Raw genomic sequence first — 23481 nt, 5'->3', positions numbered from 1 at the left:
GCCTGCCTCCGAGGTCGAGGGGGTGGTGAGGGTGGTGCGTCAGCGCGGGGCGCCGGCGGGGGTACCGGCTCCCGGGACGGGCCCGTGCGGGCCGGTCCGGTGGGGCTCAGCGGCGTCCGCCGGCCGCCGCGGCGGCGATCGCCGCGCGGTAGTGCGCGACGGTCCCCTCGGCGGCCCTGGCCCACGTGAACCGCTCCAGGACCCGGGCGCGGCCCGCGGCGCCGAGCCGGGCCCGCAGCTCCGCGTCGCCGAGCAGCCGGCCCAGGGCGGCGGCCAGGGCCCCCGCGTCGCCGGGCGGCACGGCCAGACAGGTCTCGCCGTCGGCTCCGGCGACCTCGGGGATCGCGCCGCCCGTGGTGGCGACCAGCGGGGTGCCGGTGGCCATGGCCTCGGCGGCGGGCAGCGAGAAGCCCTCGTACAGGGAGGGCACGCAGGAGACCTCGGCGCTGCGGACCAGGTCCACGAGCTCCTCGTCGCTGATGCCCTTGACGAAGCGGACGGCGTCCTGGAGCCCGTACTCCTCGATGGCGCGGGCTACCGGGCCGCGCTCGGCGCGCTTGCCGACCACGACGAGGTGCGCGTCGGGGCGCTCGGTGCGCACCTTGGCGAGGGCCTCGACGAGGTGGACGAGCCCCTTGAGGGGGACGTCGGCGCTGGAGGTGGTGACGATCCGGCCGGGCACCTCGGCGACGGCGGGGTCCGGGGACCACAGCTCGGTGTCGGCGCCGATGTGGACCACGTGGATGCGGTCGGGGCGGACGCCGAGGTCGTCGACGATCTCCTGCCGGGAGGAGCCGGAGACCGTCAGCACGGACGGCAGCCGGGCCGCGACCCGCTTCTGCATCCGCGTGAAGGCGTACCAGCGGCGTACGGAGGCGCGCTTCCTGCGGTCCTTCGCGGCGGCGAGGTCGAGGCGGCGGTCGACGGTGATGGGGTGGTGGACCGTGGTGACCAGGGGGGCGCCGAGGTCGCCGAGGAGCCCGTAGCCGAGGGTCTGGTTGTCGTGGACGACGTCGAACTCGCCCCGGCGGGCGGCGAGGTGGCGCCGGGCCCGCAGGGAGAAGGTCAGCGGCTCGGGGAAGCCGCCGGTCCACATGGTGGCGACCTCCAGCACGTCGATCCAGTCCCGGTACTCCCCGCGGCGCGGGGTGCGGAACGGGTCGGGCTGGCGGTAGAGGTCGAGGCTGGGCAGCTCGGTGAGGCTGAGGCCGCCGCCGGGTGCGCCGCCGGTGACCTCGTCGAGTACGGCGTAGGGCTGGGCGCCGATCACCTCGACGGTGTGGCCGAGGCGGGCGAGTTCGCGGGAGAGGTGGCGGACGTACACGCCCTGGCCCCCGCAGAACGGGTTCCCTTTGTACGTGAGGAGCGCGATGCGCAGCGGGCGGTCGCCGTCAGTGGCGGAACCCTCGAAAGGGCTCGTCACCATGGCCTCAGCGGTCACTCCCGGCCCCCTTCTCACTGCACTTTCGGCGGAGCGTAACCGCTCGGATATTCTAGAACAAGTTTCAGACCTGATCCGTCGAAGAGCATTGAATCTACCGGCCGGAAACCACACCGTAAGAGGCGGAGCAGGTGATTCGCGCCACCACCGCAGCTCCTGCCATGCTGTGCCCCCTGCGGGGCGGCCGGGGAGCCCGGGGAAGCCGCGCGGCAGGGCAGGCGCGGCCACAGGACGCGCGCGACTACGCGACGAGATGGGACACATGACCGGGGAAGCCAAGGCCGTCACCGCCGCCACCGCAGCCGCCGTCCCCGTGTCCCCGCCCCTGACCGAGCGGCAGGAGGCGCGGCGGCGGCGGATCCTGCACGCGAGCGCCCAACTGGCCAGCCGCGGCGGCTTCGACGCGGTGCAGATGCGCGAGGTCGCGGAGTCCTCGAGCGTGGCGCTCGGGACGCTGTACCGCTACTTCCCCTCCAAGGTGCACCTGCTGGTCGCGACCATGCAGGACCAGCTCCAGCACATGCACACGACCCTGCGGAAGCGGCCGCCGGCGGGCGAGGACCCGGCGCAGCGGGTCGCGGAGACGCTCATGCGGGCTTTCCGCGCCCTCCAGCGGGAACCGCAGCTCGCGGACGCGATGGTGCGCGCGCTGACCTTCGCCGACCGCAGCGTGAGCCCCGAGGTGGACACGGTCTCCCGGCTGACCACGGCGATCATCCTGGACGCGATGGGCCTGGAGGCCCCGCCGACCGCCGAGCAGCTCTCGGCGGTCCGCGTGATCGAGCACACCTGGCACTCGGCGCTGATCACCTGGCTCTCGGGGCGCGCCTCGATCGCCCAGGTGAAGATCGACATCGAGACGGTCTGCCGGCTGATCGACCTGACGGCCCCGGCCGCGCCGGGCGCGGCGGGCGCGCCGAGGGGCTGACGGCGACGGCCCGCGGACGGCATCCCCGCCCGGAATTCGGCCGGGATCAGTCGGAGTTCCCGCTGCCGATGCCCGGCATGTCCTTGCCGAACAGCAGCTCCAGCTCCTTCGAGGAGAAGCCCCGCATACAGGTGTCCTCGGTGGCCGTGAAGGACACCATGCCGCCGGGCTTCATCGTGTGGCTGTTCGCGTACGCCGTCCAGCCCCGCTTCTTCAGCACGGCCGACACCGAGCGCTGACCCGGTACGGGCTCCTGCTCGGTGCGCACCCCGTCCGCCCAGCCCTTCTCCACCAGGGCGGCCACGGCGGCCTCGTACTTCGCCGCGGGGTCGGCCACCGCGGACGCGCCGCCCAGGTCCACCCACTGCCAGACCGCCGTGCACGACGCGGCGCGGGCCTCCAGCTGCTGCTTCTCGGTGGCGCCCGGCGGCAGGGCCGCAGTGCCCGAGGGCATCGGCGAGCGGCGCCCGGAGTCCGGCAGCCCGGCCTTCTGCGCGGCGGCGTCCAACTCCGCCTGCACCTCGGCCCGTCCGAAGGCGGCCGGGGCGGAGGAGGATGCGGAGCCCTTCTCGGCACCGGGCGCGGCGCCCCCGCCCCCGCACCCCGCAAGCCCGCCCACCAGCACCGCTCCGACGGCCGCGACCGCCCACTTCTTCCCGTACATGCGGATCCACACCCTTTGCCACACCCCCGGCAAGGCACGCCGGAGGACCGTCGCAGGAGTGTGCCACACGCCTCCTGCGGGCCGGGACGGCCCGGGGCGGCCCGGGACGGTGGAACCGCCGGGCCCGTCGGGCCCGGCGGTTCCGCACGTGCGGCACGCGCCCCGGGTGCAGGTCCGGCCCCCTGCTCCCCTTTGCCCCTACTCCTCCGGAGGGAAGACCGCTTCGCCCGAGTCGCGGAGGGAGATCATGATGGCCTCCACCGGGCAGGCCTCGGCTGCCGACAGGACGTCCTCGTTGGCGTCCGCGTCCGCCGAGGCGGGGTGGGACTGCCGGGCCGAGTCCAGGGTGAAGCCCCCGGGGGCGAGGCTCACGCACATCCCCGAGCCGATGCAGACCCCGCGGTCCACTTCTATGTGCCAGCGGTCACCCATCAGGCACCGGTCCCGGGCTCATAGCCGGCGGGCAGGTGGATCATCTTGTGCTCCAGGTATTCGCTCAGTCCTTCGGGGCCGAACTCCCGCCCCACGCCGCTGTTCTTGTACCCGCCGAAAGGCCCGAGCATGTCGAGGCTGAAGGTGTTCACGTTGTACGTGCCCGTGCGCACCCGGCGCGCGAAGTCGATGCCGTGTTCGACGTCCGCGGTCCACACGCTGCCGCTGAGCCCGAACTCCGAATCGTTCGCGATGCGCAGGGCCTCCTCCTCGTCCCCGTAGGGCAGCAGGCAGACCACCGGGCCGAAGATCTCCTCCCGGGCCACCCGCATCGAGTTGTCGACCCCGCCGAGCAGGGTGGGCTCGACGTACCAGCCCTGCTCCAGGCCCTTCGGGACCCCGCCGCCGGCGAGGACCTTCGCGCCCTCCTCCTGTCCGATGCGGATGTAGTCCAGCGAGCGCTGCTGCTGGCGGCGGGCCACCAGCGGGCCGAGCTGGGTGGCCGGGTCGAGCGGGTCGCCGACCACCTGGGCCGAGGCCGCCGCGGCCAGGGCCTCGGCCACCTCCCCGTAGCGGCTGCGGGGGGCGAGGACGCGGGTCTGGGCCACGCAGGCCTGGCCGTTGTTCATCCAGCCGGACTGGACCAGCCCGGGGATGGTGGTCGCGAGGTCGGCGTCCGGGAGGACCACTGCGGCGGACTTGCCGCCCAGTTCGAGGGTGACGCGGGTGAGGTTGCGGGCGGCGACCTCCATGACCCGGCGGCCCGCGGCCACCGAACCGGTGAAGGAGACCTTGTCCACGCCCGGGTGCCCGACCAGGTACTCGCTGACCTCGCGGTCCGCGGGCAGGATCGACAGCACGCCCTCCGGCAGCCCGGCCTCGCGGGCGATGTCGGCCAGGATGTACGAGTCGAGGGGGGACTCGGGCGAGGGCTTGAGGATCACCGTGGAGCCGGTGAGCAGGGCGGGCGCGAGCTTGGCCGCCGCCACGAACTGCGGCACGTTCCACGGGATGACGGCGGCGACCACGCCCACCGGCTCGCGGCGCACCAGGATCGGCCCGAGGGCGCCCTGCCGGTGCTCCTCGTACGGGTAGTCGCGGGCGACGGTGATCGCGGCGTCGTAGACCATCATCGGCCCGAGGGCCTGGGCGAGGACGCTCCAGGAGTACGGGGAGCCGTTCTGGGAGCTGATCGAGCGGGCGATCTCCTCGTGGCGGACGGCGATGGCGTCCTTGATGCGGCCGACGACCGCGATCCGCTCGTCGAGGGCCATCCGCGGCCACGGCCCGTGGTCGAACGCCTCGCGGGCGGCGGCCACGGCCCGGTCCACGTCCTCCCGGGAGGCGTGCGGGACCCGGCCGATGACCTGCTCCGTATGGGGCGAGACGATGTCGATGGTGCCGCTGCCCAGCGGGTCCACCCACTCGCCGCCGATGAACAGCTTTCCGTGTTCCACGAGCTCGGTCATGGCTGTTGCCTCCTGCGCTGCGCGCACCCTGACGACCACGGCAATGTTCCAGAACTGATACCAGTTCTAGTTAGAGGACACAACGGATGCGCAACATGGTCGACTTGGGCTACTACTGGTGCCAGGAACACGTTCTCGCCGGAGCGAACGGGCACCGGCACGCCAACGGAAGCGGGGCCGCATGTCTGAGGCGTCACAGGTGACCGACCACGGCGGGGGCGTCTGGGGCATCCGCGTCCCCATCCCCGACAACCCCCTCGGCCACACCCTCGTCCACCTCCTCGAAACCGACCGCGGCCCCGTCCTCGTGGACACCGGCTGGGACGACCCCGACTCCTGGGACGCCCTCACCTCGGGCCTCGGCGCCCTCGGGGCGGACGTCTCCGACATCCACGGCGTGGTCATCACCCACCACCACCCCGACCACCACGGCCTCTCCGGCCGGGTCCGCGAGGCCTCCGGCGCCTGGATCGCCATGCACGCCGCCGATGCCGAGGTGGTCCGCCGCACCCGCACCTCCGAGCCCTCCCTGTGGCTCGACTACCTCGGCGACAAGCTCGCCGCCGCCGGCGCCCCCGAGGAGCACCTCGCCCCGCTGCGCGCCGCCCGCGGGTCCGGCCGGCTGCGCACCCTGCCCGGGATGCGGGCCGCCCTCCCCGACCGGGAGATCGTCCCCGGCGAACTGCTGCCGCTGGCCGGCCGCCGGCTGCGCGCGGTCTGGACCCCCGGCCACACCCCCGGGCACGTCTGCCTCCACCTGGAGGAGGCCCACCCCGCGAACCTCCCCGGCAACGGGCGGCTCTTCTCCGGCGACCACCTCCTGCCCGGCATCACCCCCCACATCGGGCTGTACGAGGACCCCGAGGACGACCGGGTCACCGACCCCCTCGGCGACTACCTCGACTCGCTGGAGCGGATCGGCCGGCTGGAGCCCGCCGAGGTGCTCCCCGCCCACCAGCACGCCTTCACCGACGCCCCCGCCCGGGTCCGCGAGCTGCTCGCCCACCACGAGGACCGCCTGCGCGGCCTCACGGAGCTGCTGTCCGAACCCCTCACCCCCTGGGCCCTGGCCGAGCGCATGGAGTGGAACCGGCCCTGGGAGCAGATCCCGTACGGCTCCCGGAACATCGCCGTCTCGGAGGCGGAGGCGCACCTGCGCCGCCTGGTGAAACTCGGCCGCGCCGAGGCCGTCCCGGGCAGCGCACCGGTGGCGTACCGGGCGGTGTGAGCCGGGCGTACGGGCGGGCGTACGGGGCGGTCCGAGCCGGCGCGGCGGGCGCGCCCGGGCAGCCCTTCCGGGTCCGCCGGAAGGGGGTGCGGGCGGGAGGTACGGGCGGCCGTACCGGAATCCCGCGGACGGCCGGCGCGCGTCCGGCGGACGGGGCGCGCGGGGCCCCGGGACGCGGCCGGGCGGGGCTGCGGCGGGCCCGCCGGGCCCGGACCGGACTCCTACGGGCCGGTAGAGTGAACCGGTCGTCAACCTTCCGTTCCGGGGGAAGCCGGTGTGAATCCGGCGCTGACCCGCAACCGTGAGCCGCTCCCGCGGCCAGCCGGAACGCCCGGTCCGGAAGTAAGCGGCTCGCGCCGCCGGAACACCGGCGGCCGGCACCGTCGAGGTCTACGGAGCCGGAGCCGGGTGCCCGCGCGCGCCTGCTCCGCTCCCCAGCAGGAGAGGCACCCGCCCGCCATGAACGTCCGCCGCAGCGCAGCCGCGCTCGCCGCATCCGCCGTGCTCTGCGTGGCCGCCGCCCCCGCCGCCCTCGCAGCGCCCTCCGCGCCCTCACCGACGCCGGCCGTCCCGTCCGGCCTGTACGGCAAGACCGACCCGACGTACGACGGCGTGTGGCGGCAGTCGCTGGCCTTCCTCGCCCAGGACACCGTCGGCCTGGTGCCCGCGGCCCCGGCGGTGGCCTGGCTGACCGGCCAGCAGTGCGCCAACGGCTCCTTCGCCGCCTTCCGCGCCGACGCCTCGAAGGCCTGCGACGCCAAGACCATGGCGGACTCCAACGCCACCGCCGCCGCCGTGCAGGCGCTCGCCGCCCTCGGCGGGCACGAAGCGGCCGTGCAGAAGGCCGTCGGCTGGCTGAAGTCCGTACAGAACGCCGACGGCGGCTGGGCCTACTCCCCCGGCCCGGGCGCGGCGAGCGATGCGAACTCGACCGCCGTCGTCGCGGGCGCGCTGGCCGCGGCCGGCGGGCAGCCGGCGGCCGTGAAGTCGAAGGCGGGCAAGAGCGCGTACGACGCCCTGACCGGCCTCCAGCTGACCTGCCCCGAGAAGGGCTTCTCGGTGCCCGCGGACATGGGCGCCTTCGCCTACCAGCCCGACAAGGCGGGCAAGCTCGTCGCCAACCCCGACGCGACGGCCGCCGCCGCGCTCGGCGTCCTCGGCAAGGGCCTGGTCGTGGCCGCCCCGGCCGCGGACGTGCCGGTCACCGCGAACCCGGTGGCCTGCAAGGCGGCCCCGAAGGGCGCGGCGCAGTCCGCGATGGGCGCGGCGGACTACCTCAGCGCCACGATGGCGAAGACCGGCGACCACCTGATGTCCGCCATGCCGGGCGCCACCGACCAGCCCGACTTCGGCAACACCGCCGACGCGGTCGTCGCCCTCGCCGCGGGCGGCCACAAGGCGGCGGCCGCCAAGCCGCTGGCCTGGCTGGAGAAGAACGGCGCGGCCTGGGCGAAGACCGCCGGCCCGGCCGCGTACGCCCAGCTGGTCCTGGCCGCCCACGCGGGCGGCGCCGACCCGAAGTCCTTCGGCGGCACGGACCTGGTCGCCGCCCTGAACGCCGAGGGCCCGGCCCCGGCTGCCGCTGCCCCCGCGACCCCCGACAAGAAGGAGAAGGAGGCCGAATCCTCGTCCGACTCCTCTGCGGACTCCGGCGGCCAGAACATCTGGTGGATGGTCGGCGCGGGCGCCTTCGCCGGTATCGGCATCGGCTTCCTGATGAGCAACCGCAAGAAGAAGAACGACCTGTGACCCACCCCGTGAAGCGGCCGCGCCCCGCGGCCCAGCTCCTGTCCGCCCTGCTGGCGGCGGGCGCCCTGCTCACCCTCCTCGGGGCGGGCCCGGCGCTGGCGGCCGGCTACCGCTACTGGTCCTTCTGGGAGGGCTCCGGCGGGACGTGGACGTACGCGACCCAGGGCCCCTCCCTCGCCCGCCCGGCGGACGGGGAGGTGCAGGGCTTCCGCTTCGCCGTCAGCGAGGACTCGACGGACGCGTCGAAGCCGCGGGCAGCGGCCGACTTCACGGAGATCTGCGGGGGCACCCCCGCCCAGCCCGGCAAGAAGCGCATCGCCCTGGTCATCGACTTCGGCGAACCGCAGGACGCCCCGGAGGGCGAGGCCCCGCCGCAGCCCGCCTCGCGCACGCTGTGCGCGTCGGTGGACCCGGCGGCGACGACCGCGCAGGCGCTGGCCGCGGTGGCGAAACCCCTCCGCTACGACAGCTCGGCCCTGCTGTGCGCGATCTCCGGCTACCCGCGGCAGGGCTGCGGCGACCAGGTCGCCGCCCGCCCGGACGCGGACCCCGCCGCGTCCGCCCAGGCCACGCCCTCTGCTGCCGCCGCCGGGGACTCCGGGGACGGCGGCCCCTCCCTCGGCCTCCTGGCCGGCGCAGCCGCCGTCCTCGCCCTGGGCACCGCCGCCTTCCTCCAGTCCCGCCGCCGCAACCGATGACCCCGGGCACGGACGCCCACCCGGACCCCACCCCGGACCCCCACCCCCGCACCGACGGCCCCGACGACACCCGGGCCGACACCCCGGCCAACGGGTCGACGGACGGACCGACCGGCGGAGGGACCGGCACGCCGACCAGCGGGCCCCCTCGCACATCAGACCGGGCGAGCCAGTCAGACCGGCCGAACCAGGCGAACCAGCCCGACCCGGCGGACGAGCCGGACCGGACGGAACCGGCGGGCCGGGCGCGCCGGGCGAGCCGCTGGGCCGCGCCCGTCGCGACCCGGGCCAATGCGCTGCACGCCGGGGCCTGGTGGCTGTGGGCGCTCGGACTGGCCACGGCCGCCTCCCGCACCACCAACCCCCTCCTCCTCGGCCTGATCGTCGGCGTGGCCGGGTACGTGGTCGCCGCCCGTCGCACCGACGCCCCCTGGTCCCGCTCGTACGGGGCCTTCGTCAAGCTCGCGCTGTTCGTCATCGCCGTACGCATGGTGTTCTCCGTACTCCTCGGCTCCGCCGTACCCGGTACGCACCTCCTCTTCACCCTCCCCGAGATCCCCCTCCCCGACTGGGCCGCGGGCATCCGCTTCGGCGGCCGGGTCTTCGCCGAGCAGCTGCTGTTCGCCTTCTACGAGGGCGCCAAGCTGGCCGCCCTCCTCATCTGCGTCGGCGCCGCGAACTCCCTCGCGAACCCCTCCCGCCTGCTGAAATCCCTGCCCGCCGCGCTGTACGAGGTGGGGGTGGCCGTGGTCGTGGCGATGACCTTCGCCCCGAACCTGGTCGCCGACGTCCTGCGGCTGCGCACCGCCCGGCGGCTGCGCGGCCGCCCCACCGGCGGGGTGCGGGCCGTGGCCCAGATCGGCCTGCCCGTACTGGAGGGCGCCCTCGAACGCTCCGTGGCGATGGCCGCCGCGATGGACGCCCGCGGCTACGGCCGCACCGCCCACGTCCCGCCCGCCGTCCGCCGGACCACCGCCGTCCTGACCCTCGGCGGGCTCATCGGCGTGTGCGCCGGCACGTACGGGCTGCTCGCCGCCCAGGGCGCCGGCTTCGGCCTCCCGGTACTGATCGTCGGCACCGCCCTCGCCCTGGCCGGCCTGCGGCTGGGCGGCCGGCGCAGCCTGCGCACCCGCTACCGGCCGGACCGGTGGGGGGTGCGGGCCTGGCTGGTCGCCGGTTCGGGGGCGGCCGTCGCGGCCCTGATGATCCGGGCGAACACCACCGACTACGCGGCCCTCCACCCCGGCGTGTTCCCCCTGACCGCACCGTCCCTCCCGCTCTGGCCGGCCGCCGCCGTCCTGATCGGCCTCCTCCCCGCCTTCGTGGCCCCCATCCCCCTCTCCCCCTCCGCTCCACCCGCACCGCGCTCCGAGAAGGGTGCCCCCCAGTGATCCGCTTCGAGCAGGTATCCGTCACCTACGAGGGCGCCGCCGGCCCGTCCCTCTCCGGGGCGGACTTCACCGTCCCGGAAGGCGAGCTGGTCCTCCTCGTCGGCCCCTCCGGGGTGGGCAAGTCCACCCTCCTCGGCGCGGTGTCCGGCCTGGTCCCGCACTTCACCGGCGGCAGGCTCACCGGCCGGGTCACCGTCGCGGGCCGGGACACCCGTACCCACAAGCCGCGCGAGCTCGCGGACGTGGTCGGCACGGTCGGCCAGGACCCCCTGGCCCACTTCGTCACGGACACGGTCGAGGACGAGCTCGCGTACGGCATGGAGTCCCTCGGCCTGCCCCCGGCCGTGATGCGCCGCCGGGTGGAGGAGACCCTCGACCTCCTCGGCCTGAACGAACTGCGCGACCGCCCCCTCGCGAGCCTGTCCGGCGGCCAGCAGCAGCGGGTCGCCATCGGCTCCGTCCTGACCCCGCACCCGCAGGTGCTGGTCCTGGACGAACCGACCTCGGCCCTGGACCCGGCCGCAGCCGAGGAGGTCCTCGCCGTCCTCCAGCGCCTGGTCCACGACCTGGGTACGACGGTCCTGCTGGCCGAGCACCGCCTGGAACGCGTGGTCCAGTACGCGGACCGCGTCATCCTCCTCCCCGCCCCGGGAGCCCCGCCCGTCCTCGGCACCCCCGCGGACATCATGGAGATCTCCCCGGTCCACCCGCCGGTGGTAGCCCTGGGCCGCCTGGCCGACTGGACCCCCCTCCCCCTCTCCATCCGAGACGCCCGCCGCCAGGCCACCCCCCTCCGCACCCACCTGAACACCCTCCCTCCCCCAACACCCCCCACTCCCCCCACCCCGACACCCGACACGGCCCCCACTCCCCCCACCCCGACGCCCGACACGGCCGCCACTCGTCCGACCCCGGCGCCCGACACCACCCAGGCACCCCCACCCACCCATCCCACCCCCACCCCTCCCCACCCAGCCCAGCCGAATCCAGCCCCGCCGGCGTTTGAGGCGCGGGGGCCCGGGGGCAGAGCCCCCGGTTTCGGGAAGGGGCGGGTAGGGGAAAGCCCCGCAGGGCCCAACACCCGCCCCACCCCCCTGACCCGCGCCCTCCACCGCCTCCGCCGCACCCGCGGCACGGCGACACCAACGGCAGCGGCAACCGGCCCGGGACCCGAGTCCCACCCCAACACCACCCCCCAGCCCCCCGCAGGGCCCCCGGCGGCCCAAGCCAAGAACCTCACCGTCCGCCGCACCCGCGCAGAGGTCCTCCGCCACGTGGACCTCCGCGTCCAGCCCGGCGAGACCGTCGCCCTCATGGGCCGCAACGGCGCCGGCAAGTCCACCCTCCTCGCCGCCCTCGTCGGCATGGTGGAACCGGCCGCCGGTTCCGTACGCGTAGCCGACCGCACCCCCCACCGCACCCCGCCCGCCGAGATGATCCGCCACGTCGGCCTCGTACCCCAGGAGCCCCGGGACCTCCTGTACGCCGACACGGTCGCCGCCGAGTGCGAGGCCGCCGACGCCGACGCCGACGCACCCCCCGGCACCTGCCGCGCCCTCGTCTCCGAGCTGCTCCCGGACGTCCCGGACGACACCCACCCCCGCGACCTCTCCGAGGGGCAGCGCCTCGCGCTCGCCCTCGCCCTGGTCCTGACCGGCCGCCCCGGCCTCCTGCTGCTCGACGAGCCGACCCGCGGTCTGGACTACGCCGCCAAGGCCCGTCTCGTCGGCATCCTGCGCACCCTCGCCGCCGAGGGCCACGCCATCGTGCTCGCCACGCACGACGTGGAGCTCGCCGCCGAGCTGGCCCACCGGGTGGTGATCATCGCGGGCGGCGAGATCGTCGCGGACGGCCCGACGGCCGAGGTGGTGGTCTCCTCACCCGCCTTCGCCCCGCAGGTGGCCAAGATCCTGGCCCCCGGCCACTGGCTCACGGTCGCCCAGGTGGCCCGCGCCCTGGAAGCAGCCCCCCGATGACCCCCACACCCACCAACCACCCCATTCACCCCACCCACCCCGTCCGCCCCCTCCGCATCGGCCCCCGCGCCGCCGCGGCCCTCACCCTCGTCACCCTCATCGGCATCGCCGCCTTCGGCTGGCCCCTCCTCGCCGACCGCCAGTCGGACCTGACCCACTCCGCCGACGCCCCCTGGCTCTTCGCCGCGCTCCTCCCCCTCCTCGTCGGGGTCGTGGTCGCGACCATCGCGGACGACGGGATGGACGCGAAGGCCGTGGCCATGCTGGGCGTGCTCGCCGCCGTCGGCGCCGCACTGCGCCCGCTCGGGGCGGGCACGGGCGGCCTGGAGCCGATGTTCTTCCTGATGGTGCTCAGCGGCCGCGTCCTCGGCCCCGGCTTCGGGTTCGTCCTGGGCGCGGTGACCATGTTCGCCTCGGCCCTGCTGACCGGCGGGGTGGGGCCGTGGATGCCGTTCCAGATGCTCGCGCTCGGCTGGTTCGCGCTGGGCGCGGGCCTGCTGCCGGGTGCGGGGCGGATCCGGGGCCGGGCGGAGCTGGCGCTGCTGGCGGCGTACGGGTTCGCGGGCTCCTTCGCGTACGGGTTCGTGATGAACCTGCAGGGCTGGGCCCTGCTCCAGGGCATGGGCGAGGGGGTGTCCTTCCACCCGGGGGACCCGCTGCCCGCGAACCTGGTCCGCTTCGGGGTCTTCTACGTGACCACCTCGCTGGGCTGGGACCTGGGCCGGGCCGCGCTGACCGTCGTACTGACGGCGGCGCTGGGGGCCCCGCTGCTGCGGGCGCTGCGGCGCGCGACTCGGAAAGCGGCGTTCGACGCCCCCGCCACCTTCGAATATGCGGGCAAATCCGGCATTGAGGACCACCCCAAAAGGGGTACATCCGGACACGGAACGTGAGATCGGGGCCTCCTGGCGGTGAGGCGCCCCACAGGACCTAGGTCACATACGAGCCGGGATAGTAGTCCCACGGCCCCCTCCCCGACCCCCCTTGTCCACCCCTCACACCATCCCCGACCTGCACGGAAACCCCCGCACCCGGAACCCCGGCCCACCGGCCCCCGCTGCGATCCCCCCTAGTAGGAGGGGGGCTTTGCCAGCCCCGCGGCGGCCTGGCTAACTGGTGATGTCGCAAGGCAGCGGGGCCCACCGCCCCGGCCGGCGATTCCCTCTCCTCCGCGTGAGTGGATCACGCATGTCCCCGGCATGCACCGCGACCGTCCCTGTCCCCTACGGAAGGCTTTCCGTGACCATCTCCGCCATCCGCCGCATCGCCGCTTCCAAGAAGGCCCTTGCCGGCACCGTCGTCGGCCTCACCGCCGTCGGCAGCATGCTCGCCGCCGTCCCGGCGCAGGCGGCCCCCATGGACGCCAAGGCGATCGCCCGGCAGATGATGCCGGCCGCGCAGTTCGCCGCGTTCAACAACATCGTTTCGCGTGAGAGCGGCTGGGACCACACCGCCACGAACAGCTCCTCCGGTGCGTACGGCCTGGTCCAGGCCCTGCCGGCCTCGAAGATGGCCAGCGCGGGATCGGACTGGAAGACCAACCCGGCCACCCAGATCAAGTGGGGCCTGGACTACATGAACTCCCGCTACGGCTCCCCGGTCGGCGCCTGGAACTTCTGGCAGCAGCACCACTGGTACTGAGCCGGCCCGGCGCGGCACGCAGTACGCGACACCGCCCCCGCACCCGCGGCACGCAGTACGCAGCCCCCGCGGCCCCCGTACCCACGCGGTGCCGGCGGCCCAGCAGCCCGCACGGCACCGGCGGCCCCAGTGGCCCCCACGGCATTCGAAGGCCCCGGTGGCCGGCCTCCCCAGGCCGGCCGCCGGGGCCTTCCCCCATCCCCAGGGGCCCCTGCGAAGGGCTCAGAGCCGCTGGATGATCGTGCCGGTGGCCAGCGCCCCGCCCGCACACATCGTGACCAGCGCGAACTCCTTGTCCCGCCGCTCCAGCTCGTGGAGGGCGGTGGTGATCAGCCGGGCGCCGGTGGCGCCGACCGGGTGGCCGAGGGCGATGCCCCCGCCGTTGACGTTGACCTTCTCCAGGTCCTGGTCGAAGACCCGGGTCCAGCTGAGCACCACCGAGGCGAAGGCCTCGTTGATCTCGACCAGGTCGATGTCCTTCAGCGACATCCCGGCCTTGCCCAGTACCGCCCGCGTCGCGTCGATGGGGCCGTCGAGGTGGAAGTGCGGGTCGGCGCCGACGAGCGCCTGGGCCACGATCCGGGCCCGCGGCCTGAGCTTGAGGGCCCGGGCCATCTTGCGCGAGGCCCACATCACGGCGGCGGCGCCGTCGGAGATCTGGGAGGAGTTCCCGGCGGTGTGCACGGCCGTCGGCATGACCGGCTTGAGCCGGGCCAGCGCCTCCATCGACGTATCGCGCAGCCCCTCGTCGCGGTCGACGAGCCGCCACATGCCCTGCCCCGCGGCCTGCTCCTCCTCCGTCGTCGGCACCTGCACGGCGAAGGTCTCCCGCTTGAACCGCTCCTCCGCCCAGGCCGCGGCCGCCCGCTGCTGCGAGAGCAGGCCGAGCCGGTCGACGTCCTCGCGGGTCAGTGCGCGGTTGCGGGCGATGCGCTCGGCGGCCTCGAACTGGTTGGGCAGGTCGACGTTCCACTCGTCCGGGAAGGGCTTGCCCGGCCCGTGCTTGGACCCCGAGCCCAGGGGCACCCGGCTCATGGCCTCGACCCCGCAGGCGATGCCGATGTCGATCACCCCGCCGGAGATCATGTTGGCGACCATGTGGTTGGCCTGCTGCGAGGAGCCGCACTGGCAGTCGACCGTGGTCGCGGCGGTCTCGTACGGGAGGCCCATGGCCAGCCAGGCGTTGCGCGCCGGGTTCATGGACTGCTCGCCGGCGTGGGTGACCGTACCGCCGACGATCTGCTCGACGCAGTCGGGCTGCATGCCCGTGCGCGCGAGCAGCTCGCGGTAGGTCTCGCCCAGGAGGTAGGCGGGGTGGAGGTTGGCGAGCGCCCCCCCGCGCTTGCCGATGGGGGTGCGTACGGCTTCGACGATGACGGGTTCCGCGGCCATGAGCTCGTCCTCTCCTCCACAGCGGCGGGCCGTCCCGGCGGCCCGCGGCGGGGTGTGTCAGGTCCGGGGGTGGATGCGCGGCGCCCCGAACTAGTACGCGTTCTAGTTCTCCCCGCAGTCTTATGACCGCAACCCCCGCTACGCAAGGGCCTTGCATCCGCCCTGCACGATTCCTGCACGCAACAGCCGGTGCGCGAACCCTTGCCACTTGTAGAACTCGTTACTACCTTCAAGCCACCTTCTGATGGGCCGTCAGACTTGGAGTTGCCGATGTCCTGCCCCGCGCTGCCCGAAGGGTTCGACGCCACCGACCCCGACCTCCTCCAAGACCGCGTCCCGCTCCCGGAGTTCGCACAGCTGCGGCAGACGGCCCCGGTGTGGTGGTGCCCCCAGCCGCGCGGGATCACCGGCTTCGACGACGAGGGCTACTGGGCCGTCACCCGGCACGCGGACGTCAAGTACGTCTCCACGCACCCCGAACTCTTCTCCTCCACCACCAACACCGCGATCATCCGCTTCAACGAGCACATCGAGCGCGATGCCATAGATGCCCAGCGCCTGATCATGCTGAACATGGATCCGCCGGAGCACACCCGCGTACGGCAGATCGTGCAGCGCGGCTTCACCCCGCGGGCCATCCGCAGCCTGGAGGAGGCCCTGCGCGAGCGCGCGGCGCGGATCGTGGCGGAGGCCAAGGCCGGGGCGGACGGCGGGAGTTTCGACTTCGTCACCAAGGTCGCCTGCGAACTGCCGCTCCAGGCCATCGCGGAGCTGATCGGCATCCCCCAGGAGGACCGGTCCAAGATCTTCGACTGGTCGAACAGGATGATCGCGTACGACGACCCCGAGTACGCCATCACGGAGGAGGTCGGCGCCCAGTCGGCCATGGACCTGATCGCGTACGCGATGAACATGTCGGCCGACCGCAAGCAGTGCCCGGCCAAGGACATCGTCACGCAGCTCGTCGCCGCCGAGGGGCAGGGCAACCTCAGCTCCGACGAGTTCGGCTTCTTCGTACTCGTCCTCGCGGTCGCGGGCAACGAGACCACGCGCAACGCCATCAGCCACGGCATGCACGCCTTCCTCACCCACCCCGAGCAGTGGGAGCTGTACAAGGCCGAGCGCCCGGCCACCGCCGCCGAGGAGATCGTCCGCTGGGCCACCCCCGTGGTCTCCTTCCAGCGGACCGCGACCCGCGACACCGAACTCGGCGGTCAGAAGATCCGGGCCGGCGACCGGGTCGGGATGTTCTACTCCTCCGCCAACCACGACCCCGAGGTCTTCGAGGACCCGGGCACCTTCGACATCACCCGCGACCCGAACCCCCACCTCGGCTTCGGCGGCGGCGGCCCGCACTTCTGCCTCGGCAAATCCCTGGCCGTGATGGAGATCGACCTCATCTTCAACGCCCTGGCGGACACCCTCCCGAACCTCCGCCTCACCGGCCCCTCCCCCCGCCGCCTCCGCGCCGCCTGGCTCAACGGCATCAAGGAACTCCAGGTAACCCACACCTGACCGGCCCCAATCCCCGCCCCCACCCCACCCACCCACACCGACCAAATCCAGCCCCGCCGGCGTGTGAGGCGCGGGGTCTGGGGCGGAGCCCCAGTTCGGGAAGGAGGGGGTAGGGGAAAAGCCCCGCGCAGCGGACCAACCCGCCCCCCGAGTGGCGCCCACCCCCAAACCGGGCGATCCTGTCAGACAGCGACGATCCCCCGGAGGGGCGCCACGAGCCGCCAAGGCCCGGGCGCCCCTCCGGCCGTACACCCCCCGGTCACCCCCGCACCGCCCCCGCTGCCCACCCCGCCCGCTTCGCACTCATGATCCGACGCCGGCACCCGAACGCCCGGCCCGCATCGCGGCAGCCCCCGCACCCACCCCCCGAGGCTCCGGAACCCCCACCCCGGCCACACCAGCCACACCCACCGCCACCGCCACCCCCACCGGATCCCTCCGCGCCCCCCACCCCACCCGCACCAGCCCGAACCCGGCCCCCACCACAACTGCCCCGCCGACGGCATCCAGCACCCAGTGGTTCGCGGTGGCGACGATCGTGCAGAGCGTGATCAGCGGATGCAGGGCCCCCAGCAGCTTCTGCCAGCCCCGCGGCGCGAGGACGGCCACCACGACCCCGCACCACAGCGACCACCCGAAGTGCAGCGAGGGCATGGCCGCGTACTGGTTCGAGATCGCGGTCAGCGCCCCGTACTGCGGATCCGCGAGGTCCTGCGGACCGTGCACGGTGTCGACGAACCCGAGCCCCGGCATGAGCCGCGGCGGCGCGAGCGGGCACAGCCAGAACCCGCCCAGCGCAAGCACGGTGGCCAGGGCGAGGGCGGCCCGCGCCCACCGGTAGTCCGCCGGCCGGCGCCAGTACAGCAGCCCGAGCACCGCCAGCGGGACGGTGAAGTGGAAGGACGTGTAGTAGAAGTTGAAGAACCCCTCCACCCAAGGGTGGCCCACGACCGCCTGGTTGACGGCGTACTCGATATCGATGCCGAGGGTCCGCTCGACGGAGAGGATCCGGTGCGCGTTCCCCTCCGCCCGCCCCCGGCCCCCCGGCGCGGCGGCCCGGATGTGCGAGTAGAGCGAGTAGCCCACGCGGATCAGCAGCAGTTCCATCAGGAGGTTCGGCCGGCTGAACACCCGCCGCAGCAGAGGCCGGTGTGGGACGGCCGCAGGCACGGCCCCCGACCCGGCCCCGGACCCGCACCGGCCCCAGTGCGGCGAACTGCGCGGCAGGAACGGCACGGCGGTGGCGGCAGCGAGCCCCGCGACCAGCGGCAGGCTCTCCCGTACGGGCGCCAGCACGGCCAGGTTCGGCAGCAGCACCTCACCCGGCAGGGCCGTCACCAGCACCACGGTGCAGAGCCATACGCGCCGGTCGGCGGCCCGGACCCCGACCCGGCCCGCCAAGGTGGGGAGCAGCCAGAGCAGTTGCCACAGCCCCCCGACCGGGGCCACCGCGCCGACAGTGCACCCGGCGATGCCCGAGGCCAGCACCACCTGCCCGTCCCGCAGGCGCCCCACGGCCCGCCGGAACCCCAACACGCCGACGACGGCGGCGAGTACGGCGTACAGCAGCACCCCACCGGGACCGGACAGCCCGAGCCGGAGCAGCAGTCCGTACAGGGACGAACCGGAGCCGACCGCGGCACCCCCGTCCCCGTACCGGAACACGGCCCACGCCGCCAGCCCGCACACCACCACCGCCAGGACCGGGACCGGGACCGGTACGCCGAACCCGCCAGGTCGCTCCGCCGCATTCGCCACGCGCCGCCGGCCTCCCGCCGCATTCACCCCGTTGCCACCGATTCGTCGCCGTTGCGACCCGGACGACCCTAGTGCGGCGGATCACACCCCCGGTTCACACGCGGCCTTGATCCGGGCTTTGGCAGGATGGCGGCATGAGCATCGTGAAGATCAACGCATTGACCGTCCCGGCCGAACAGCGCGAGGTGCTGGAGAAGCGCTTCGCGGCGCGCGCGGGCTCCGTGGAGAACTCGGACGGGTTCGAGTGGTTCGAGCTGCTGCGCCCGATCGAGGGCACGGACACCTACCTGGTGTACACCCGCTGGCGTGACGAGGCGGCCTTCCAGGCGTGGATGGAGGGCCCCATGAAGGCGGCCCACCAGGGCGGCAGCGGAGGCGGCAGCGGTGCGGGGGCGGAGGGGGGCGGCGAGCGGCCGAAGCCGGCCGCCTCGGGCTCCACGCTGTGGTCCTTCGAGGTCGTGCAGCAGGCGTCGCCGAAGCAGGGCTGACCCGGCTCCGGTGCGCGCCCACGGGCAGCCCCGCACTGCTCACGGGTAGCCCCGCAGCCGGTGGGGCTGCCCCGGTACGCCCGGCCCTCAGGCCTCCCCGGCCCCGCTCCAGAACGTGTCCTCCTCGTCGATGTCCTCGGTGCACTCGTCGATGTCCGTGATCTTCCCGCCGACGATGGTGAAGAAGAGGCCCTGGTGGATCTCCAGGCCCCGGTCACCGCGGTCGGCGCGGAAGGTGTGGAAGCTCATGACGTGGCCGCGGCCGTCCGCGAGCACCGAGTGCAGCTCGACCGTGAGGGACCCGTGGGTCTCGGCAGCCAGCCGGCCGTACAGTCCGAGCACGTTCTCGCGGCCCTTGTGGTGCCCGGAGAGCGGATGGGTGCCCGGCACGTGGTGGATGACGTCGGCGGTCATCATGGCGCCGAGCGCGCCCATGTCCCCGTTGCCGAATGCCTCGTAGCCCTTGCGCACGAGGACTGCGTCCGGATGCTGCGACATGGCGGCCACACCCTTCGCTCATAGGATTTACACCTTTTCTCATCATCCGCCCGTGAGTGTGGATATTCCACGCGGGGCCCGGACGGTTCCGTCCACAATGGCCGCAAGTGGTCCCGACCGGCGGGGCAAGGGGGAGGGAGGGTGCCGTCATGAGGACGGAAACCGGCAGCACGAGAGCAGAAACCGGCAGCTGGAGCGTGGTCCCGGAGCATTTCGGCACACCGGAGGCCACGGCGCTGCGCAGGGAGTACTACGCGGAGGTCGCGGGCCGGTACTGGGGGCGGACGGCGACCGAGGCGGAAGTGGACCAGGGCCTCGCGGACGATCCCGCGGACGGCCTGGCCGCTCCGACGGGGGCCTTCGTCGTCGGCCGCTTCGAGGGGCGGCCCGCGGCCTGCGCCGGGCTGCGGATGCTCGATCCGGTCACGGCGGAGCTGACCCGCGTCTTCGTCCGCCCCGCGCGGCGGGGCACGGGCGGCGGCGGGGCCCTGCTGGCGGCCCTGGAGTCGGCGGCCAGGGAGCTGGGCGCCGAGCGGATACGGCTGGACACGCGCACGGACCTGGTGGAGGCCCGCGGGCTCTACGCGAAGCACGGGTTCGAGGAGATACCGGCGTACAACGCCGGGCCGTACGCGCAGCACTGGTTCGAGAAGCGCCTGCCCGCCTCCTGACCGCGGGGGCCGCGGGGGGCCGCCGGTGTCAGTGGGCCGCGTGGTCCCGGCGGGGCAGGGTGTCGTACGGCTCCTCGGCGTCCGATCCGCACAGTTCGGCGTTCAGCTCCTCGACCAGTTCCACGAGGTCGGTCGGCCGGTCCGGGCCCCACCAGTCCCCGAGCAGTTCCGCCAGGGACTCCCGGCGGGCCTCGGACAGCCGCCCGGCGGCCTCGCGGCCCGTGTCGGTGAGCACCAGCGGCAGCCCGTCGCGCACGGCGAGGCCGCGCCCCTCCACCTGGCGGGCGGCGTCGGTGATCACCTTGAGGGGGACGGACGTGCGCTCGGCGAGCACGGCGGGGTCCGCGGACCCGTACCGGTTGATGCGCAGCAGCAGCCAGCTGGCGGCCGGGAGCAGGTCGTACCCGGCCTTCGCGGTGATCTTCTCGTAGATGTGCTTGCGGCCTTCGCGGGAGCCGAGGACGGACAGGGCCCGTGCGGCCTCCTCCCGGGAGCTGCGCTGCACGGGGTTGGAGGCGAGGGTCTCGCTGACGTCCGGTGCGGTCACCGAGGCCCGCAGCTTGTCCTCCTTGAGGAACCAGGCGACGACGAAGGCGAGGAGCACGAGGGGGACGGCGTAGAGGAAGACGTCGGTGATGGCGGTGGAGTAGGCGTCCAGCACCCGGGGGCGCAGGGCGGGCGGCAGGAGTTCGATGGCCCGCGGGTCGGCTTCGAGCTGGGCCGGTGCGGCGCCCGGCGGCAGCAGCCGGCCGGCGAGGGTCTCGTTCAGCTTGTCGTCCAGGCGGTTGGTGAAGACGGTGCCGAAGATGGCCACGCCGAAGGAGGCGCCGATGGACCGGAAGAAGGTGGCTCCGGAGGTGGCGACGCCGAGGTCGGCGTAGGGGACGGCGTTCTGCACGACGAGGACGAGCACCTGCATCACCAGGCCGAGCCCGGCGCCGAAGACGAAGAAGTAGACGCTCATCTCCCAGGTGGAGCTGGTGCGGTGGAGCTGGTGGAGGAGGAGCAGGCCGAGGGCGGTGACGGCGGTGCCGGCGATGGGGAAGACCTTCCACCGCCCGGTGCGGCTGACGATCTGTCCCGAGCCGGTGGAGGAGATCAGCATGCCGAGCACCATCGGCAGCATGTGGACCCCGGACATCGTGGGCGTCACGCCCTGGACGACCTGGAGGAAGGTGGGCAGGTAGACCATCGCGCCGAACATGGCGAAGCCGACGATGAAGCTGATGGCCGAGCACAGGGTGAAGGTGCGGATCGCGAACAGCTTGAGGGGCAGGACGGGTTCGGCGGCGCGCTTCTCGGCGAAGACGAAGGCGACCAGCAGGACGGCGCCCAGGACGGCCAGGCCGATGATCTCGGGCGAGCTCCAGCCCCAGGTACCGCCGAGGGAGGCGACGAGGACGAGGCAGGTGGCCACGGACGCGATGAGGAAGGTGCCGAGGTAGTCGATGGTGTGCTGCGAGGAGCGCGCCGGGATGTGCAGCACCGCGGCGATGACCAGGAGGGCGACGATGCCGATGGGGATGTTGATGTAGAAGACCCAGCGCCAGCTGAGGTGGTCCACGAACAGGCCGCCGAGCAGCGGGCCCAGGACGCTCGTGGCCCCGAAGACGGCGCCGAAGAGGCCCTGGTACTTGCCCCGCTCACGGGGCGGGACGATATCGCCGACGATGGCCATGGACAGCACCATCAGGCCGCCGCCGCCCAGTCCCTGGAGGGCGCGGAAGCCGATGAGCTGGGACATGTCCTGGGCGATGCCGCAGAGGGCCGAGCCGATGAGGAAGATGACGATGGCGGTCTGGAAGAGCTTCTTGCGGCCGTACTGGTCACCGAGCTTGCCCCACAGGGGGGTGGCCGCGGTGGAGGCGAGCATGTAGGCGGTCACCACCCAGGAGAGGTGGTCCATGCCTCCGAGGTCGCTGACGATCGTGGGCAGCGCGGTGGAGACGATCGTCTGGTCGAGGGCGGCGAGGAGCAGGCCGAGCAGCAGGGCGCCGATCGCGATCAGCACGCTGCGCCGGGTGTGCTCCGCGCCGGGCCCGGGACCCGGGTCCGCGGCCGTGGCGGTCACTTCCTGGGCCATGAACTCCTCCTCGGGGCCGGTTCACGGTTCCATCCTGAGTGGTGTGTCCGGATATGGCCTCTCGGGAGGGTTGGGCGGACCTGCTGAGGTCTGCATAATCGCTGGCAGTTGCCCAGGGAGGGGATCCATCAGTGAGCGCACAGCGCTGTCCGGAATGCAGTGCTGCCGCGGGCGGCTGCGGGTGTGTGTCCGCACCCGGCTTCGACCACCTGCGGGTCCGCCCCTACCTGGGCCGCCCGACCGGCACCGCCGCCCCGTCGACCGGCCCGCACCCGGGCGGGGATCCGCACGCGGCTGGGAATCGGGACCCGGGCGGGGGTCCGTACCCGACTGCGGACCCGTACCCGGCGGCGGACCCGTACCCGGGTGGGGAGCAGTGGCCGAGTGGGGAGCAGTGGCCGGGTGGGGGCGGTGCGTCCGGCGCGGGGGTACACGGGCTGCTGGGGGTGGTCCAGCCGCCCGGTGCGGTCGCGCCGTCGGCCGGGGCGTCCGGGATGTGGGGCCCGGGGGGACAGCCCGGACCGGGCGGCCCGGAGGGCGGGTTCCTGACACAGCCGCTTCCGCCGGTGCCGGCGGCCGCGGCGGCGGGCATATCCGGGCCGGAGGGCTGGGACGAGGGGGCGTACGGGCCCGGCGGGCTGATCGTCGACGAGACGGTGCAGCTGCGGGCCGTACCGGCCGGGCCGGGTCCGGGGGCTGGTCCCGGACCGCGTTCCGGTTACGGCTCCGGACGGGGCGCGGGCGGTGGGCCGGGGCGTCCGCGGCGGCGCGGGCTGCCGCTGGCCGCGGGTGCGGCGGTGGCCGTGATCGGCGCGGGCGCCCTGGTGGCCGGGCTGCTCTCGGGCGGCGACGGGGACGGGGACCGGGCCCTGCCGGATCCGCGCCTGTCGTCAGCCGCCGTGAGCCTGGCCCCGGACACCCTCCCGCCCTCCGGGGAGGCCGGCGAGCCCAGCGCCTCCGCCGACGCCCCCGCCTCCTCCGCTCCGGCCTCGCCCTCCGCCTCCCCGTCGGCCTCGGCATCTGCGTCCGCTTCCGGTTCCGCTTCCCCTTCGGCGGGGGCGACCCGGCCGGCCGGCACGGATCCCGTCTCCTCGCCCTCGGCCGCCGTCCCCACCCGCGCCCCGAGCACCCGCCCGGCCGAGCCCGAGGGCGGGGTCCTGCGGCGCGGGGACAGCGGTTCCGAGGTCAGGGAGCTCCAGGAGCGCCTGGGCCAGATGCAGTTCTACTGGGGCCCGTCCAACGGCAGGTACGGCCGCTACCTGGAGAGCGCGGTGGCCGACTTCCAGCGCTGGGCGAATATCACCGACGATCCCGAGGGGGTCTACGGCCCCGCCACCCGCGAGGCCCTGGAGACCCTGACCCACGAGCCGTAGGCCTCACGGGTCCGGCCGGTGCCGCGGTGCGGAACCGCAGGCAGGCGGCCCGGCGTTCACCCGAACGGCCGCGTTCGGGTGAGGGT

Annotated in this window: 20 protein-coding genes and 1 riboswitch; of the genes, 12 read left to right on the top strand and 8 right to left on the bottom strand. The window is 74.1% G+C overall.

Annotation, left to right across the window (positions count from 1 at the left end; all coding sequences use genetic code 11):
- Positions 1-106 precede the first annotated feature (106 nt).
- Positions 107-1441, bottom strand: a complete 1335-nt coding sequence (locus tag ACZ7JZ_RS03920; protein WP_470932872.1) for a glycosyltransferase family 4 protein — start codon at positions 1439-1441, stop codon at positions 107-109.
- Positions 1442-1703: 262 nt separating this feature from the next.
- On the opposite strand from ACZ7JZ_RS03920, the gene ACZ7JZ_RS03915 reads away from it, so the two are divergent.
- Complete coding sequence (locus ACZ7JZ_RS03915) at positions 1704-2369, top strand: TetR family transcriptional regulator (protein WP_470932870.1); 666 nt, start codon at positions 1704-1706, stop codon at positions 2367-2369.
- A 46-nt stretch (positions 2370-2415) separates the two neighbouring features.
- Here the strand turns inward: ACZ7JZ_RS03915 and ACZ7JZ_RS03910 are convergent, their stop codons facing one another.
- The 3 genes from ACZ7JZ_RS03910 to ACZ7JZ_RS03900 form a co-directional block, all read right to left on the bottom strand.
- Positions 2416-3033: a hypothetical protein gene (locus ACZ7JZ_RS03910; protein ID WP_470932869.1), complete on the bottom strand. Its 618-nt coding sequence runs from the start codon at positions 3031-3033 to the stop codon at positions 2416-2418.
- A 198-nt stretch (positions 3034-3231) separates the two neighbouring features.
- On the bottom strand, positions 3232-3465 hold the full coding sequence (locus ACZ7JZ_RS03905; protein ID WP_470932867.1) for a ferredoxin: 234 nt from the start codon (positions 3463-3465) through the stop codon (positions 3232-3234).
- The gene (locus ACZ7JZ_RS03900; protein ID WP_470932865.1) at positions 3465-4934 is read right to left on the bottom strand and encodes an aldehyde dehydrogenase; all 1470 of its coding nucleotides are present in this window, start codon (positions 4932-4934) and stop codon (positions 3465-3467) included. Before ACZ7JZ_RS03900 ends, ACZ7JZ_RS03905 begins: the two co-directional genes overlap by 1 nt.
- Before the next feature lie 181 nt (positions 4935-5115).
- Between ACZ7JZ_RS03900 and ACZ7JZ_RS03895 the strand changes: the two genes are divergently transcribed.
- From ACZ7JZ_RS03895 to ACZ7JZ_RS03865, 7 genes are all read left to right on the top strand, one after another.
- A complete protein-coding gene (locus tag ACZ7JZ_RS03895) occupies positions 5116-6162 on the top strand; it encodes an MBL fold metallo-hydrolase (protein WP_470932863.1) in 1047 nt (348 codons plus the stop codon).
- 264 nt (positions 6163-6426) lie between these two features.
- Positions 6427-6495, top strand: a riboswitch (cobalamin riboswitch).
- Positions 6496-6621: 126 nt separating this feature from the next.
- Complete coding sequence (locus ACZ7JZ_RS03890; RefSeq protein WP_470932861.1) at positions 6622-7911, top strand: prenyltransferase/squalene oxidase repeat-containing protein; 1290 nt, start codon at positions 6622-6624, stop codon at positions 7909-7911.
- Complete coding sequence (locus tag ACZ7JZ_RS03885) at positions 7908-8609, top strand: SCO2322 family protein (RefSeq protein WP_470932859.1); 702 nt, start codon at positions 7908-7910, stop codon at positions 8607-8609. The genes ACZ7JZ_RS03890 and ACZ7JZ_RS03885 overlap by 4 nt, the downstream gene beginning before the upstream one ends.
- Positions 8606-10000, top strand: coding sequence for an energy-coupling factor transporter transmembrane component T (locus ACZ7JZ_RS03880; protein ID WP_470932857.1), 1395 nt, complete (start codon positions 8606-8608; stop codon positions 9998-10000). Before ACZ7JZ_RS03885 ends, ACZ7JZ_RS03880 begins: the two co-directional genes overlap by 4 nt.
- Positions 9997-11976 carry an ABC transporter ATP-binding protein gene (locus ACZ7JZ_RS03875; protein WP_470932855.1) on the top strand — a complete coding sequence of 660 codons (1980 nt, stop codon included), beginning with the start codon at positions 9997-9999 and terminating at the stop codon, positions 11974-11976. Before ACZ7JZ_RS03880 ends, ACZ7JZ_RS03875 begins: the two co-directional genes overlap by 4 nt.
- A complete protein-coding gene (locus tag ACZ7JZ_RS03870) occupies positions 11973-12869 on the top strand; it encodes an ECF transporter S component (protein WP_470932853.1) in 897 nt (298 codons plus the stop codon). The genes ACZ7JZ_RS03875 and ACZ7JZ_RS03870 overlap by 4 nt, the downstream gene beginning before the upstream one ends.
- Positions 12870-13215: 346 nt before the next feature.
- Positions 13216-13617: an aggregation-promoting factor C-terminal-like domain-containing protein gene (locus tag ACZ7JZ_RS03865; RefSeq protein ID WP_470932851.1), complete on the top strand. Its 402-nt coding sequence runs from the start codon at positions 13216-13218 to the stop codon at positions 13615-13617.
- Between the two features lie 222 nt (positions 13618-13839).
- On the opposite strand, the gene ACZ7JZ_RS03860 is transcribed toward ACZ7JZ_RS03865, so the two are convergent.
- On the bottom strand, positions 13840-15009 hold the full coding sequence (locus tag ACZ7JZ_RS03860) for a steroid 3-ketoacyl-CoA thiolase (protein WP_470932849.1): 1170 nt from the start codon (positions 15007-15009) through the stop codon (positions 13840-13842).
- A 270-nt stretch (positions 15010-15279) separates the two neighbouring features.
- On the opposite strand from ACZ7JZ_RS03860, the gene ACZ7JZ_RS03855 reads away from it, so the two are divergent.
- Positions 15280-16524: a cytochrome P450 gene (locus tag ACZ7JZ_RS03855; protein ID WP_470932847.1), complete on the top strand. Its 1245-nt coding sequence runs from the start codon at positions 15280-15282 to the stop codon at positions 16522-16524.
- Positions 16525-16827: 303 nt separating this feature from the next.
- On the opposite strand, the gene ACZ7JZ_RS03850 is transcribed toward ACZ7JZ_RS03855, so the two are convergent.
- Positions 16828-18282 (bottom strand): phosphatase PAP2 family protein, encoded by a 1455-nt coding sequence (locus ACZ7JZ_RS03850; protein ID WP_470932845.1) that lies wholly within the window; start codon positions 18280-18282, stop codon positions 16828-16830.
- Positions 18283-18416: 134 nt separating this feature from the next.
- Between ACZ7JZ_RS03850 and ACZ7JZ_RS03845 the strand changes: the two genes are divergently transcribed.
- Positions 18417-18770 carry an antibiotic biosynthesis monooxygenase family protein gene (locus tag ACZ7JZ_RS03845; protein ID WP_470932843.1) on the top strand — a complete coding sequence of 118 codons (354 nt, stop codon included), beginning with the start codon at positions 18417-18419 and terminating at the stop codon, positions 18768-18770.
- 87 nt (positions 18771-18857) lie between these two features.
- Here the strand turns inward: ACZ7JZ_RS03845 and ACZ7JZ_RS03840 are convergent, their stop codons facing one another.
- Entirely contained in the window at positions 18858-19268 is a 411-nt protein-coding gene (locus ACZ7JZ_RS03840; protein WP_470932841.1) for a nuclear transport factor 2 family protein, read from the bottom strand.
- Between the two features lie 149 nt (positions 19269-19417).
- Between ACZ7JZ_RS03840 and ACZ7JZ_RS03835 the strand changes: the two genes are divergently transcribed.
- Positions 19418-19939 (top strand): GNAT family N-acetyltransferase, encoded by a 522-nt coding sequence (locus ACZ7JZ_RS03835; protein WP_470932840.1) that lies wholly within the window; start codon positions 19418-19420, stop codon positions 19937-19939.
- 28 nt (positions 19940-19967) lie between these two features.
- On the opposite strand, the gene ACZ7JZ_RS03830 is transcribed toward ACZ7JZ_RS03835, so the two are convergent.
- Complete coding sequence (locus tag ACZ7JZ_RS03830; protein ID WP_470932839.1) at positions 19968-22022, bottom strand: MDR family MFS transporter; 2055 nt, start codon at positions 22020-22022, stop codon at positions 19968-19970.
- A 566-nt stretch (positions 22023-22588) separates the two neighbouring features.
- Here ACZ7JZ_RS03830 and ACZ7JZ_RS03825 point away from each other — a divergent pair.
- On the top strand, positions 22589-23395 hold the full coding sequence (locus tag ACZ7JZ_RS03825) for a peptidoglycan-binding domain-containing protein (protein ID WP_470932837.1): 807 nt from the start codon (positions 22589-22591) through the stop codon (positions 23393-23395).
- Positions 23396-23481: the final 86 nt, after the last annotated feature.

Source organism: Streptomyces sp. NPDC038213, from assembly GCF_055600495.1.
Note: the sequence above shows the minus strand (reverse complement) of the source record. Positions and strands in the feature narration are given on the sequence as shown.

Bases quoted from the DNA above. Each gene is read 5' to 3' on its own strand.
- ACZ7JZ_RS03915 (WP_470932870.1), top strand. From the start codon at position 1,704: ATGACCGGGGAAGCCAAGGCCGTCACCGCCGCCACCGCAGCCGCCGTC.
- ACZ7JZ_RS03910 (WP_470932869.1), bottom strand. From the start codon at position 3,033: ATGTACGGGAAGAAGTGGGCGGTCGCGGCCGTCGGAGCGGTGCTGGTG.
- ACZ7JZ_RS03905 (WP_470932867.1), bottom strand. From the start codon at position 3,465: ATGGGTGACCGCTGGCACATAGAAGTGGACCGCGGGGTCTGCATCGGC.
- ACZ7JZ_RS03900 (WP_470932865.1), bottom strand. From the start codon at position 4,934: ATGACCGAGCTCGTGGAACACGGAAAGCTGTTCATCGGCGGCGAGTGG.
- ACZ7JZ_RS03895 (WP_470932863.1), top strand. From the start codon at position 5,116: ATGTCTGAGGCGTCACAGGTGACCGACCACGGCGGGGGCGTCTGGGGC.
- ACZ7JZ_RS03890 (WP_470932861.1), top strand. From the start codon at position 6,622: ATGAACGTCCGCCGCAGCGCAGCCGCGCTCGCCGCATCCGCCGTGCTC.
- ACZ7JZ_RS03880 (WP_470932857.1), top strand. From the start codon at position 8,606: ATGACCCCGGGCACGGACGCCCACCCGGACCCCACCCCGGACCCCCAC.
- ACZ7JZ_RS03870 (WP_470932853.1), top strand. From the start codon at position 11,973: ATGACCCCCACACCCACCAACCACCCCATTCACCCCACCCACCCCGTC.
- ACZ7JZ_RS03860 (WP_470932849.1), bottom strand. From the start codon at position 15,009: ATGGCCGCGGAACCCGTCATCGTCGAAGCCGTACGCACCCCCATCGGC.
- ACZ7JZ_RS03855 (WP_470932847.1), top strand. From the start codon at position 15,280: ATGTCCTGCCCCGCGCTGCCCGAAGGGTTCGACGCCACCGACCCCGAC.
- ACZ7JZ_RS03845 (WP_470932843.1), top strand. From the start codon at position 18,417: ATGAGCATCGTGAAGATCAACGCATTGACCGTCCCGGCCGAACAGCGC.
- ACZ7JZ_RS03840 (WP_470932841.1), bottom strand. From the start codon at position 19,268: ATGTCGCAGCATCCGGACGCAGTCCTCGTGCGCAAGGGCTACGAGGCA.
- ACZ7JZ_RS03835 (WP_470932840.1), top strand. From the start codon at position 19,418: ATGAGGACGGAAACCGGCAGCACGAGAGCAGAAACCGGCAGCTGGAGC.
- ACZ7JZ_RS03830 (WP_470932839.1), bottom strand. From the start codon at position 22,022: ATGGCCCAGGAAGTGACCGCCACGGCCGCGGACCCGGGTCCCGGGCCC.